15 protein-coding genes and 1 rRNA gene are annotated in these 13,423 nt (G+C 39.8%); 14 read left to right on the top strand and 2 right to left on the bottom strand.

Annotated features, from left to right (window positions below; translation table 11 throughout):
- Positions 1-38 precede the first annotated feature (38 nt).
- From rplQ to MKY94_RS20160, 12 genes are all read left to right on the top strand, one after another.
- Positions 39-419 (top strand): 50S ribosomal protein L17, encoded by a 381-nt coding sequence (rplQ, locus tag MKY94_RS20215; RefSeq protein WP_144541014.1) that lies wholly within the window; start codon positions 39-41, stop codon positions 417-419.
- A 324-nt stretch (positions 420-743) separates the two neighbouring features.
- On the top strand, positions 744-1,592 hold the full coding sequence (locus MKY94_RS20210) for an energy-coupling factor ABC transporter ATP-binding protein (RefSeq protein ID WP_342577742.1): 849 nt from the start codon (positions 744-746) through the stop codon (positions 1,590-1,592).
- Complete coding sequence (locus MKY94_RS20205) at positions 1,568-2,443, top strand: energy-coupling factor ABC transporter ATP-binding protein (RefSeq protein WP_154312074.1); 876 nt, start codon at positions 1,568-1,570, stop codon at positions 2,441-2,443. The genes MKY94_RS20210 and MKY94_RS20205 overlap by 25 nt, the downstream gene beginning before the upstream one ends.
- Positions 2,437-3,234 carry an energy-coupling factor transporter transmembrane protein EcfT gene (locus MKY94_RS20200; protein ID WP_144541020.1) on the top strand — a complete coding sequence of 266 codons (798 nt, stop codon included), beginning with the start codon at positions 2,437-2,439 and terminating at the stop codon, positions 3,232-3,234. The genes MKY94_RS20205 and MKY94_RS20200 overlap by 7 nt, the downstream gene beginning before the upstream one ends.
- Positions 3,235-3,248: 14 nt before the next feature.
- On the top strand, positions 3,249-3,995 hold the full coding sequence (gene truA / locus MKY94_RS20195) for a tRNA pseudouridine(38-40) synthase TruA (RefSeq protein ID WP_144541022.1): 747 nt from the start codon (positions 3,249-3,251) through the stop codon (positions 3,993-3,995).
- Positions 3,996-4,166: 171 nt separating this feature from the next.
- A complete protein-coding gene (rplM, locus tag MKY94_RS20190; RefSeq protein ID WP_144541024.1) occupies positions 4,167-4,604 on the top strand; it encodes a 50S ribosomal protein L13 in 438 nt (145 codons plus the stop codon).
- Between the two features lie 22 nt (positions 4,605-4,626).
- Entirely contained in the window at positions 4,627-5,019 is a 393-nt protein-coding gene (gene rpsI, locus MKY94_RS20185) for a 30S ribosomal protein S9 (protein WP_144512714.1), read from the top strand.
- 240 nt (positions 5,020-5,259) lie between these two features.
- Positions 5,260-5,682: a GNAT family N-acetyltransferase gene (locus tag MKY94_RS20180; RefSeq protein ID WP_144541026.1), complete on the top strand. Its 423-nt coding sequence runs from the start codon at positions 5,260-5,262 to the stop codon at positions 5,680-5,682.
- Between the two features lie 185 nt (positions 5,683-5,867).
- Complete coding sequence (locus MKY94_RS20175; RefSeq protein WP_342577741.1) at positions 5,868-6,371, top strand: GNAT family N-acetyltransferase; 504 nt, start codon at positions 5,868-5,870, stop codon at positions 6,369-6,371.
- Positions 6,372-6,388: 17 nt separating this feature from the next.
- Positions 6,389-7,573 carry an MFS transporter gene (locus MKY94_RS20170; protein ID WP_154312075.1) on the top strand — a complete coding sequence of 395 codons (1,185 nt, stop codon included), beginning with the start codon at positions 6,389-6,391 and terminating at the stop codon, positions 7,571-7,573.
- A 51-nt stretch (positions 7,574-7,624) separates the two neighbouring features.
- Positions 7,625-8,338 carry an N-acetylmuramoyl-L-alanine amidase gene (locus tag MKY94_RS20165; protein WP_144541050.1) on the top strand — a complete coding sequence of 238 codons (714 nt, stop codon included), beginning with the start codon at positions 7,625-7,627 and terminating at the stop codon, positions 8,336-8,338.
- A gap of 77 nt (positions 8,339-8,415) precedes the next feature.
- The gene (locus tag MKY94_RS20160) at positions 8,416-9,468 is read left to right on the top strand and encodes an Mrp/NBP35 family ATP-binding protein (protein ID WP_144541032.1); all 1,053 of its coding nucleotides are present in this window, start codon (positions 8,416-8,418) and stop codon (positions 9,466-9,468) included.
- Between the two features lie 31 nt (positions 9,469-9,499).
- On the opposite strand, the gene gerD is transcribed toward MKY94_RS20160, so the two are convergent.
- Entirely contained in the window at positions 9,500-10,057 is a 558-nt protein-coding gene (gene gerD / locus MKY94_RS20155; protein ID WP_342577740.1) for a spore germination lipoprotein GerD, read from the bottom strand.
- Positions 10,058-10,217: 160 nt separating this feature from the next.
- Between gerD and MKY94_RS20150 the strand changes: the two genes are divergently transcribed.
- A complete protein-coding gene (locus tag MKY94_RS20150; RefSeq protein WP_144541036.1) occupies positions 10,218-10,901 on the top strand; it encodes a KinB-signaling pathway activation protein in 684 nt (227 codons plus the stop codon).
- 37 nt (positions 10,902-10,938) lie between these two features.
- Here MKY94_RS20150 and MKY94_RS20145 read toward each other — a convergent pair whose 3' ends face one another.
- Positions 10,939-11,598: a hypothetical protein gene (locus tag MKY94_RS20145; RefSeq protein ID WP_342577739.1), complete on the bottom strand. Its 660-nt coding sequence runs from the start codon at positions 11,596-11,598 to the stop codon at positions 10,939-10,941.
- A gap of 251 nt (positions 11,599-11,849) precedes the next feature.
- Between MKY94_RS20145 and MKY94_RS20140 the strand changes: the two genes are divergently transcribed.
- Positions 11,850-13,403 (top strand): 16S ribosomal RNA (locus tag MKY94_RS20140).
- Positions 13,404-13,423: the final 20 nt, after the last annotated feature.

Below are 13,423 nucleotides of genomic sequence, written 5' to 3'. Positions count from 1 at the left end.
GCTAGATATGAACTATTCACCAAAGGAGGGAAACATCCATGGGTTACAGAAAACTTGGACGTACAAGTTCTCAACGTAAGGCGATGTTACGTGACTTAACAACTGACCTAATTATTCATGAGCGTCTTCAAACAACTGAAGCACGTGCAAAAGAATTACGTTCTGTTGTTGAAAAAATGATCACTTTAGGTAAACGCGGAGACTTGCACGCTCGTCGTCAAGCAGCTGCATACATTCGTCGTGAAGTAGTTACTACTACTGATGAAGAAGGCGAAGAATCAACAACTTTTGCTTTGCAAAAATTGTTTGATGATGTAGCACCACGTTATGCAGATCGTCAAGGCGGTTATACTCGTATTATGAAAGTTGGACCTCGTCGCGGAGACGGAGCACCAGTTGTAGTAATTGAGTTAGTTTAATTTAATGGATCAGTCGTTTATTCGATTGCTAAGTTAAAATTCAAAGCTGAAGAGGGATGTTGGTGTTGCTACCACCCTCTTCTTTTTTCAAACAGATTTATACGACATTATAAAAGCTGAGTGTTATGATGAGCGGACTTTCATTAGTAGCGTCTCGTCTAGCTCTACGCACCTCATTTTCTGACTGGTCTTGAGCAACCAGTCTAGAAATAAGTTATAGAAGAGCGCATTTCTCCAAATGAGGTGCGCGCTTTTTTAATTTGTCTATAAATTTGTTAATATGGAGTTAAGCTGAGCAGAGTTTAGTTAAGGGAGGTTAAGGGCATGAAAGCAGAAATTATTTCCTTACAGGATGTAACATATACCTATTCCGAAGAAAATACTAATATCAAACCCGAAATACATAATGTGTCATTTTCTATAGGTGAAAGCGAATGGGTTGCTATTGTAGGTCACAATGGATCTGGTAAATCCACGTTAGCCCGATTAATGAATGGTCTTCTATTTCCTCAGAAGGGAAAGGTGCGTATTTTTGGTGAGACGTTAACGATGGAAAATCTTTGGGAAACTAGATCGAAAATGGGCATGGTATTTCAAAACCCCGATAACCAATTCGTTGGGGCTACTGTCCAGGACGATGTAGCATTTGCCCTAGAGAATAATGGGATCCCCTTTGAGGAAATGGTAGAACGAGTACGACGATCATTAGCAAAGGTCAATATGCAGGATTTTATGAATAGCGAGCCACATCATCTGTCAGGTGGCCAAAAGCAAAGGGTGGCTATAGCGGGTGCTATTGCGATGCAGCCACGCATTTTATTGTTAGATGAAGCAACCTCCATGCTAGATCCGCAAGGGAAGGAAGAGGTGCTGTCAACGGTTCGTCAGCTAAGAGAAGAAACGGATCTGACGGTTATCTCCATAACGCACGATTTAGAGGAAACCTTGCTTGCAGATAGAGTTATTATGATGAATCAGGGTGAGAAATATGTAGAGGATACTCCAAAAGGTATTTTCGAGCGTGGGCAAGAATTAGTGGACTTAGGTTTAGATTTGCCATTTGCGATGAAAATGTCCAAGCTTATAAAAGCTCAAGGGATATCCCTAATCGCAGAACATATGTCAGAAGAAGAGTTGGTGAACGATTTATGGACATCACACTTCAACAAGTAAGCTATGCTTATGCAAAAGATACCCCTTTTGAAAAAAAAGCCTTGTTTGATGTGGATTTGAATATACCTTCTGGCTCTTATCAAGCTATTATAGGGCACACTGGCTCAGGAAAGTCTACTGTGTTGCAGCATTTGAATGCCTTATTAAAGCCTACGGAAGGTACCGTTAGGATAGGAGAGATAGAGGTCCAAGGTAAAAAGAAAAATAAACAATTGCGTGCAGTGCGCCAAAAAGTAGGCATAGTGTTTCAATTTCCAGAGCATCAGTTGTTTGACGAAACAGTACTCAAGGACATTATGTTTGGTCCTATGAACTATGGTGTACCAGAGGCTGAAGCTAAGGCACGTGCAGTAGAATTGGTTAAGCTACTAGGATTACCTGAAGAGGTCATGGAAAAATCTCCATTTGACTTATCTGGTGGCCAAATGAGACGCGTCGCTATAGCAGGAGTTCTAGCCATGAACCCAGAAGTCCTAGTACTGGATGAGCCGACCGCTGGTTTAGATCCAAGGGGTCGTAAGGAAATCATGGACCTCTTTTATCGCATTCATCAAGAGAAGGGAATAACGACTATCCTCGTGACGCACAGCATGGAAGATGCAGCTAGATATGCAGATCGAATAGCAATCATGTATAGAGGGAAATGTGTGTTGCAAGGCACTCCGGAAGAGGTTTTTGAAAATGAAACTCGTTTAAAAGATTATCAGTTGGAGCTGCCACAAACAGTAAAATTTCAAAGGAAATTAGAACATATGATGGGCAGAAGGCTACCGATTCTCTGTTTAACAGAGGAAGTATTGGCGAAAGAAATGGCGCACCTGTTAAAAAAGGGGTGTGAGGACGAATGTTAGAAAAAATGATTTTTGGTCGTTACATACCTGGGGATTCATTAATTCACCGCTTAGATGCCAGAGCTAAATTAATCTTTGTTTTCTTATTTATCGCCGTGGTTTTCATCGCGAATAATTGGATCACATATGGAATATTGGTGTTATTTACTTTTTTAATAATCCGTATGTCAAAAATAAGATTATACTTTCTAATCAATGGTTTAAAACCTGTCGTTTTTTTGATAATCTTTACATTCTTATTGCATATAATTTTCACTCGAGAGGGCGCTCTTATTTTTGAATGGAAGTTTATAAAAATCTATGAGGAGGGTTTGAAGCAGGGGATATTCATATCTATCCGTTTCTTCGTACTCGTTATACTAACATCCATTTTAACGCTCACTACAACGCCTATATCGATTACTGATGCTTTAGAGATACTTCTGAACCCCTTAAAGAAATGGAAGCTCCCAGTGCATGAATTAGCGCTTATGATGTCAATCTCCTTAAGGTTCATCCCAACACTTATGGATGAAACTGATAAGATTATGAAAGCGCAGATGGCCAGAGGGTCGGATATGACTTCAGGAAGTATGAAAGAGCGAATGAATGCTATTGTGCCGTTGCTGATTCCGCTATTTGTGAGTGCTTTTAAACGAGCTGAGGATTTGGCGACAGCTATGGAGGTTCGCGGCTATAAAGGTGGCGAAGGTAGAACAAGATATCGCAAGCTAGAGTGGAGGAAAAAGGATACGGCAATTCTAGTTGTACTTGTCCTTTTAGCAGTTATACTTGTTTATTTTAGACAGTAATGGGAGGTAACGGTATGCGTTTAAGAGCTATCATCAGCTATGATGGAAGTCAATTTTCTGGTTATCAGGTTCAACCGGGAAAAAGAACAGTACAGCTAGAGCTTGAACGAGTTCTACAAACAATCCATAAAGGTGAACTAGTGAAGGTAGTAGCAAGTGGTCGTACGGATGCAGGGGTGCATGCGACAGGTCAGGTAATTCATTTTGATAGTCACTTCAACTTACCTATGGATCGCTGGAGAACTGCTTTAAATGTTCAACTTCCAAAGGATATCCGAATACATTCCGTAGAAGAAGTTGCTGCAGACTTTCATGCAAGATATCATGCGGAGGGCAAAACTTATCGATACAAATGGACGCTAAATGAGATTCAGAGCCCATTTGAGCGTAATTATACTGTCCATGTGGATAGATATAAGCCTAACGTAAATTTGATGAAGGAAGCTTCCGTACACCTTTTAGGGACGCATGATTTCTCTAGCTTCTGTGCATCTAAAACTAGTATAAAAGACTTTGTCAGAACAGTAAGGTCAATAGATTTTGAATGGAAAGAAGACTCTAATCAGCTGCATATGGTTATCAGCGGTAATGGTTTTTTATATAACATGGTTCGAATTATTGCAGGTACTTTATGGGAAGTTGCAATAGGAAAAAAAAATGTGGACGAGCTACCAGGAATTCTTCAATCTTGCGATAGAAAAAATGCTGGTAAAACCGCGCCAGCACACGGTTTATATCTAGAAAAAGTAGAGTATTCATGATGTAGCAACTTTTCCAGGTGTTTATGGAAAAATACTTGACTATTAACAGTGTGTGGGTTATGATGATGTATGGTATTTTCATTAACCCCACAATATAAGCCCCGAAACTTATTGGTATGAGGATATAGAAAATTATAGATCGATTATGATTGAATTAGGAGGACAAAATACATGCGTACAACATTCATGGCTAAAGGTCACGAAGTAGAACGTAAATGGTTAGTTATCGACGCTGAAGGCCAAACTCTTGGTCGTCTTGCTTCTGAAGTAGCAGCTATTTTACGTGGAAAAAACAAACCAACTTTCACACCGAACGTTGACACTGGTGATCACGTGATCATCATCAATGCAGAAAAAATTCATTTAACTGGGAACAAGTTAAATGACAAAATTTACTACCGTCACACTCAATTTGCTGGTGGACTTAAACAACGTACTGCTTTAGAAATGCGTACTAAGTACCCAACAAAAATGATCGAATTAGCGATCAAAGGAATGCTTCCTAAAAACACTTTAGGTCGTCAAATGTTCGGAAAACTTCACGTTTACGCTGGAGCAGAACATCCACATGCAGCACAACAACCAGAAGCTTATGAGCTTCGCGGATAATAATTAAGAGGAGGACATACACTTGGCACAAGTTCAATATATCGGCACTGGTCGCCGTAAAAGCTCAGTAGCACGCGTACGTTTAGTACCAGGCGAAGGAAAAATCGTTATCAACAAACGTGACGTAGAAGATTACGTACCATACGAAACTTTACGTGAAATCATTAAACAACCATTAGTAACTACTCAAACTCTAGGTAGCTATGATGTTCATGTAAACGTTAATGGTGGTGGATTCACAGGTCAAGCAGGAGCAATCCGTCACGGTATTGCACGTGCTCTACTTACAGTAGATCCTGATTTCCGTCCAGCTTTAAAATCTGCAGGATTCTTAACACGTGACCCACGTATGAAAGAACGTAAAAAACCAGGACTTAAAGGCGCTCGTCGTGCACCTCAGTTCTCAAAACGTTAATCTTACAAGATTACAAAGACTCTCAACCTTTATGGTTGGGAGTTTTTTTATTTTTATTCAAACATTCTCACTTTTAGTTATTAATCCTTTCTAGATGTCTAAGAAGGGATTCTTTTATTTCAAAAAACTAATTGAAATGCCGTATATACTAACGTAACTAACTTAAAAATAACAGATGGTATTAAAAGGTATTTAAGTTATAATAGTAAAGGAAAAAATAGGGATAGGAGAGTGTCGGGCTTGAAAATAACACAGCAATGGAATCAGGTGGATAGTGATTATATACGACAAAAGGTTATTGAGCATAATATGGCTAATATTCCTGAGGAAGTGAAACACCCGAAAAAACAAATCAGTTTCGTACTGCGTGATGAAAACCAAAAGATTCTCGGAGGAATTACGGGTACAATTTTTTGGTATCATCTTCATATTGATTTCCTATGGGTGGATGAGTCTTTGAGAGGTCAAGGTTACGGAAAAGAATTGCTAACTAAAATAGAAGAGTTTGCGATAGAGCATAACTGTAGGCTTATACAATTAGATACCTTTAGCTTTCAAGCACCTGATTTTTATCAAAAGTTTGGTTATGAAGTAATTGGTATCGTAGATGATTTTCCTACGAAGGATAGTAAACAGTATTACTTAGCAAAAAGAATGGGTTAGCTAAAGGTAGATTGGGTCTTAGACTCTAATCTACCTTATTATTTTTTGAAAAAAATAATTACCTGGACATCTTATTTAATGACAAATTATTAAGAATTATTTATCTTCTACCGAAAAAGGGATTGTAGCATAAATTGCGTAAGTGTATATTAAGTAAGCAATTATACATAAAGTGGGGTGGGAGAATGTTTTCTTCAGAAAGATTAGATTTTCGTTTCTATACAGAGGCTGACTTAGACTTTTTATATTCCATGCTTTCAGACGAAAGAATGACAGAATTTATAGGGAACGGGAAGACAAGGAATCGTAAGGAAACCTTAAATTTTTTACAGTGGATTTTTCAACATTATGAGCAAAACAACGAGTATGGGTTAAAGTTATTGGTACGTAAGAAAGATGGAGTGACAATTGGCCATGCTGGTATTGTTCCACAATTAATTGAGGGACAAGTGGAATTAGAAATTGGCTATTGGATTGCTAGAGAGTATTGGGGAAATCGTTATGCGAGTGAGGCTGCGGAGACTTTGTTACAAAGAGGTCTAAACCAGCTAGGAGTGGGAAGGTTTATATCGCTTATTCAAAAGCCAAATTTAGCGTCTAGAAAGGTAGCAAAAAAAATAGGTATGCAGCTAGAAAGAGAAATAATATTAAGCGATAAGCAGGTTTGCTTATATGTATATGAAAAATAGAGAGAAGTAGGGTTGAGATGAGAAAGAAATTTAATGTAGTTACTTCTACCATTTTGGTAAGCATTTTTTTAGCGAGGTTTGGGACGTTTTTGGTAATTCCCTATCTTACTTTGTTTTTGTTAAATGAGTTTGACTATTCGGGTGTGCAGATAGGAGCTATATTATCCACCTTGGCTTTTTCTGGTCTTCTCATGAGTTTTTTTGTAGGTCCCTATATTGATAAATTTCCAAAAAACAAAGTTATCTTAACTGGTTTAAGCGGATATCTAGCCTGCTATATTTATTTTCCATTTATTGATCAATATGCAGGGTTTATTGTTTTTGCGGTTTTACTAGGGATGAGTCAATCAATAGTTGAGCCAACCTATCGTGTGTTATTAAGTCTTTACACAGAACCAGAGAATAGAAGATTAATCTTTAATATACGATATTTTTTGATTAATATCTCTGCTGCTGTAGCACCGCTCACTTCCGTCTATTTTCAGCGGTTCGGGCTTGAGAATATATTTTTCGGTGTCGGTTTTATCTTTCTAGTAAATATTATTACGTTTATGGTGTTATTCAAGAAGTATCCGATGGAGAAACCTGCAGCTAGTTCTTCCAAATCATCTATTTTTCAGTCTTTCCATGTATTTAAAAAAGATTATGCTTTCAGTATTTTTGTGCTTGCCTTGATTTTTATAACCTTTGGATATAGTCAGTTTGATTCGACTTTTAGTCAGTACTTAGGTAAGACATTTGACGCGGAGCTTGCAGTTACATATTTTTCATGGTTGATTACGACAAATGCAATAACGGTTTTAATCATACAATACTTTGTTTATAAGCTAGGAGAGCGGATCAGTACCACTTCATCACTAATGATTGGAAGTGGAATGTTGTCTATAGGATTACTAATTTTCGGGCAAAGTCCAAATATTATTGTGTTAATTGTAGCGATGATTATCTTTACAGCAGGAGAAGTACTGGTTTTTACAATGGTAGATATACATATTGATAGTATGTGTGAGGATCATGAAAAAGGGACTTATTTTGCTCTTACAGGTGTAAAATCTGTTGGAAGAATTATAGGCCCAAGTTTGGGAGGAATATTATTAGATAATGTAGGAAGTGGAGCAGCAGTATTCTTTATCATATCTTTCATTACTATTTTATCTGTCCCATCATTTTTTATAAGTTCTAAAATGAAGCCGAGAATCTAATCATACTCTTTGTCCCTCTTACGTATAATGAGTGAAAAAGGAGCGATTAACCTGAAAAAATGGCTTATAATCGGTGTTTTGTTTTTTGTCACTCTACTAGCGGTAACTTACAGCACAAGAGCAAGTGATATTGGTTTTTTCCTGCCAGAACCATTAAGTGGGGTAAAGGTTGTCATCGACCCAGGGCATGGAGGGATAGATGGCGGGGCGAGTTATGGGGAAGTAGTGGAAAGAGATATAACTCTATCTATGTCTCTTAAACTAGAAAAAATTTTAAAGTCTCAAGGGGCAACGGTTGTTATGACACGCACAAAAGAGGGGGATGCTGTGGCAGAGCATTTACCTGATGAGGATTACCCGACAACTCGTGCGAGAAAACGTGCAGATTTATTGCTAAGAGAAGAGATTATGAATAACTCTGAGCCGGATATGGTCATTAGTATGCATGTCAACGCTGTTCCTGAGGAAAGATGGAGAGGCGCTCAAGTTTTTTATCACGCAGAGGGACATGAGGGCGGACAGCTACTAGCTAAATCCATCCAATCATCCATTAAAAGCAATATTGGCAATACTGAAAGAGAGGCACTCGCTATCAAGCAAGTCTATATCTTGAAGAAAGCAAAAGCACCAGCAGTTTTAGTGGAAACTGGTTTCATAAGCAATACAGATGAAAGAGAATTGCTTACATCGGACAAATATCAAAATGATATGGTAAATGCTATCGCAGATGGAATTAGATTATTCGTAGAAGAAAGCGTTTATTGAGCCGATGAAGGGATGGTAGACCCTCGTATATGGTATACTATATTGCGAATAGTTAACTAAAGGGGAGTGTCTGCACAATGATTAATGAGAAACAAGTTCGTACATTACTTGGGGAATTAAACGATCCGTTTTTACATAGAACTCTTGAAGAAACGAATGGTATCTCTCAAGTTTCGATAAAGGAAGAGAAAAATCATGTTAGTGTCAAATTGGCAATTGCAAAGATTAACTCAGCGGAGCAAATGCAGTTACAAACTAAAGTAGTAGAAATATTGAAAAATGCTGGTGCCAACACGGTTGGTATTCGTTTTGAAGAGCTTCCTAAGGAAGTATTAGAGCAGTTCCGCGGAAAAGGAAAAGAGAGCGATAGCGAGGATATTCTTTCTCCAAACAGTAAAGTAAAGATTATCTCTATCGCATCTGGTAAAGGAGGCGTAGGTAAATCTACGGTATCCGTGAACTTGGCTGTGGCTCTTGCTCGATTAGGGAAAAAGGTTGCTTTAGTAGACGCAGATATTTACGGCTTTAGCGTACCGGATATGATGGGAGTAAAAGACGTTCCTCAAATCAAAGAAGATCGTATTATTCCAGTAGAGCGCAAAGGAGTCAAGGTAATATCAATGGGATTCTTTGTTGAAAACAACACTCCTGTTGTTTGGCGCGGACCAATGTTAGGGAAAGTTTTGGACCAATTCTTTAAAGATGTAGAGTGGGGAGAGTTAGACTTCTTGCTTTTAGATTTACCACCAGGTACAGGAGACGTGGCATTAGACATTCATCAAATGCTGCCTGCCTCTAAAGAAATCGTTGTCACTACACCACATCCAACAGCAGCTTTCGTAGCAGCTCGTGCGGGTGCTATGGCTTTACAAACGGATCACGAGATTTTAGGAGTTATTGAAAATATGTCATGGTACGAATCTAAGTCTACTGGTGAGAAGGAGTTCGTTTTTGGTAAAGGCGGAGGCCCTAAACTTGCCGAAGAACTTCGTACAGAGCTTCTAGGTCAGATTCCTCTTGGTCAGCCTGACTGGAATGATATCGATTTTGCTCCTTCCGTATATTCTGAAACCCATGAGACGGGCAAAATATATTTGGATATCGCTGAAAAAATTATAGAAAAAGCATAAAAAAAAAGGCCGTTTCCTAATAGGAGCGGCCTTATTTTTCTTCCTCTTTCTTGCTTTCCTCTTTCTTAGAGCCACCGCCACTTTCCTCTTTTGAGGCGCCCGCTTCTTCTACTAGCTTCTGCCATTTTGTTTGTAGCGTTGGACTTTGAATAGTTTCTTCTACAACCTTTTGGATCTCTTTACGCATATCACTTGATTTTAGTGTTTTTTCTAATTCCTTTTTCATCTCAGCAGAACTAAAGAAACTCTCTAAGTCCTTAAGGTATTCTGAATCCTTCATCATTTTTTTCATCAAATCTTCTTGTTGTTTCAGCATACTCTTTGCCATAGTCTCAGAAAATTTAGGGTCCTGATAAAGTTCCTTCCAAAACTCCTCTGCTTGCTTAGAAAGCATAGTCTCTTCGACCGATTTTTTTACTTGTTCACTGTCTATTACAAGCATTTCTTGAAATTGAGGATCCTCTAAAAGGGTGCGTATAGCTTTCTTACCATCCTCAGTCTGCAATGCATCGATTAACATCTTTTTGTTTTCTTCATATGAAGGAGTGCTAGAAGATTCACTACAACCAGCTAGGAGCCCAATACTCAATAAAAAAAGGGCAAAATATTTCATTTAAACCTCACCATCCTTTCGATTATTGTTCACATTTAAAATAGAAATATGTATTGCATTTATGAAGAAATAGATTTTTTCCCAAATCGTTGATACAATCGTAAGAGGAAATAGAGTAGATGGAGGAAATCTTGCTGTGACAATTCGAAATTGGTTTAAATTCTTTCTTAATTCAATGATTATCGGCGGCCTCATTACAGGAGTTTTAGGTTTGTTCATCCGTTGGGATGATGCCTTTGCAAAATATTTTGAAGCAGGACAATGGAGTGAATTTATTGCTGCATTTGTTTTTATGGTAGTAATGGGTTTCACTATTAGTGTAATTGCCCAAATGGGATTCTTCGCTTATTTAACCATTCATCAAATGGGCGTAAATATATTTAGAACTCTAACACTATGGAATTGGGTACAATTATTAATTATTGCGTTTGTGATATTCGATTTGATAATGTTCCGCTTTCGTCCAAATGCTGAAACGACGGGACAAGTTTGGTTATACGGAATCTTGTTGGCCATTTTAATAATAACGGCTGTAGTTGTGGGTATAATAAAAGCAAATAAAACAAAAAAGCATGCGCTAATTTCGGCTGTATTCTTTATGATAGTAGTTTCCACGTTAGAGTGGCTTCCAGTCTTAATGGTTAATGCTGACAAAGTAGATAGCTGGGTTACTTTATTATTGTTTCCCATACTTGCAGTTAATGCATACCAATTGTTGGCCTTACCGAAGTACAACGCTAAATCTGATGAAGATCGTTTAAAACTTGAAGCTCGCAGAAAAGCGAGAAGAGAAGCAGCAACAGCTGTGAAGGGTAAATAAGAAAACTGCTCTGACTAATTAGTCGGAGCAGTTTTCTTTAATCAGGAATGCTTTTTGTTTTCATTTTTAAATTAAATATATTTTGTTCAATAGTAACAAAAGGTTGAGATTTTAAATATTTTGCAAGTTGGACCGTGTCGATTCGTTCCTCTTGGTGTATGGGAACGGTAAGTATATCTCCTTTACCAAGCTTAGGAATGCTATCTCCTAAAACTAAAGAAGATCCCAGCAGATTTATTTCCTCCTTCCAAGCATCCTTCTGAAGCTCCATTGGAAACTCATAATCAGAAGTTCTAAACCAATTAGGCTTCTCACCAATCGCTTTTTCAAATCTATCTACTTCTTTTTTAAAGAGACTGCGGTCCTCGGTATACTGTAAACCCTCTTTCCCTAACAGGCTAATAGGAATTTTTTTGTCTTGCATCAATTTAACAATCGGCTCAGAGCGCTCGATCCATTCAATGCTAATAAAAAAATGAGGATAAGGTGCTTTTAAATCTTTTACTAATGCTTCTACATCTTCTCTGCCAAATGTCAGATCTATAGTGACAGTGTTTCCATAGGTACCCTTGGAGATAACGCTTGGTTTTTCTGTCACTTGAAAGACGGGAAGAAGAGTAGAATAAGTATTGGGCATAAAGAGTAAAAGCATGAATAACAGTACAGAGGAGATGGTTATTAAAAGCTTTGTTTTCAAAGAAACACACACCTTTTCAATTTGTTTTAATAAATTTTATGATTAAGTGTTGACATTCATGTTTAAACGATGGTAAGATACAAAGGTCGCCAAAACAAAACGACAAAATACATTATATGAACATTGAAAACTGAACATGCAAAACGTTAAGACATAAAGCATCAAATAACTTCGGTTATGTTGATGCAAAACAATTTTGACATCATTTAATGATGATGCCAGCAAAACAAAATGAGCTTTTTAAGTTCTCTATTATGGAGAGTTTGATCCTGGCTCAGGACGAACGCTGGCGGCGTGCCTAATACATGCAAGTCGAGCGAATGATGAAGAAGCTTGCTTCTTCTGATTTAGCGGCGGACGGGTGAGTAACACGTGGGCAACCTGCCCTGTAGATTGGGATAACTCCGGGAAACCGGGGCTAATACCGAATAATCCATTACCTCACATGAGGAAATGTTAAAAGACGGTCTCGGCTGTCACTACAGGATGGGCCCGCGGCGCATTAGCTAGTTGGTGAGGTAACGGCTCACCAAGGCGACGATGCGTAGCCGACCTGAGAGGGTGATCGGCCACACTGGGACTGAGACACGGCCCAGACTCCTACGGGAGGCAGCAGTAGGGAATCTTCCACAATGGACGAAAGTCTGATGGAGCAACGCCGCGTGAGTGAAGAAGGTTTTCGGATCGTAAAACTCTGTTGTGAGGGAAGAACAAGTACGAGAGTAACTGCTCGTACCTTGACGGTACCTCATTAGAAAGCCACGGCTAACTACGTGCCAGCAGCCGCGGTAATACGTAGGTGGCAAGCGTTGTCCGGAATTATTGGGCGTAAAGCGCGCGCAGGCGGTCCTTTAAGTCTGATGTGAAAGCCCACGGCTCAACCGTGGAGGGTCATTGGAAACTGGGGGACTTGAGTGCAGAAGAGGAAAGCGGAATTCCAAGTGTAGCGGTGAAATGCGTAGAGATTTGGAGGAACACCAGTGGCGAAGGCGGCTTTCTGGTCTGTAACTGACGCTGAGGCGCGAAAGCGTGGGGAGCAAACAGGATTAGATACCCTGGTAGTCCACGCCGTAAACGATGAGTGCTAAGTGTTAGGGGGTTTCCGCCCCTTAGTGCTGCAGCTAACGCATTAAGCACTCCGCCTGGGGAGTACGGTCGCAAGACTGAAACTCAAAGGAATTGACGGGGGCCCGCACAAGCGGTGGAGCATGTGGTTTAATTCGAAGCAACGCGAAGAACCTTACCAGGTCTTGACATCCCGCTGACCGGCCTAGAGATAGGCTTTTCCCTTCGGGGACAGCGGTGACAGGTGGTGCATGGTTGTCGTCAGCTCGTGTCGTGAGATGTTGGGTTAAGTCCCGCAACGAGCGCAACCCTTGATCTTAGTTGCCAGCATTCAGTTGGGCACTCTAAGGTGACTGCCGGTGATAAACCGGAGGAAGGTGGGGATGACGTCAAATCATCATGCCCCTTATGACCTGGGCTACACACGTGCTACAATGGACGGTACAGAGGGTCGCAACCCCGCGAGGGTGAGCTAATCCCATAAAACCGTTCTCAGTTCGGATTGTAGGCTGCAACTCGCCTACATGAAGCCGGAATCGCTAGTAATCGTGGATCAGCATGCCACGGTGAATACGTTCCCGGGCCTTGTACACACCGCCCGTCACACCACGAGAGTTTGTAACACCCGAAGTCGGTGGGGTAACCCTTTTGGGAGCCAGCCGCCGAAGGTGGGACAGATGATTGGGGTGAAGTCGTAACAAGGTAGCCGTATCGGAAGGTGCGGCTGGATCACCTCCTTTCTAAGGATATATTCGGAATA

It is taken from the genome of Psychrobacillus sp. FSL K6-2843 (assembly GCF_038626375.1).
GTDB classification, from domain to species: Bacteria; Bacillota; Bacilli; order Bacillales_A; family Planococcaceae; genus Psychrobacillus; species Psychrobacillus faecigallinarum.
Note: the sequence above shows the minus strand (reverse complement) of the source record. Positions and strands in the feature narration are given on the sequence as shown.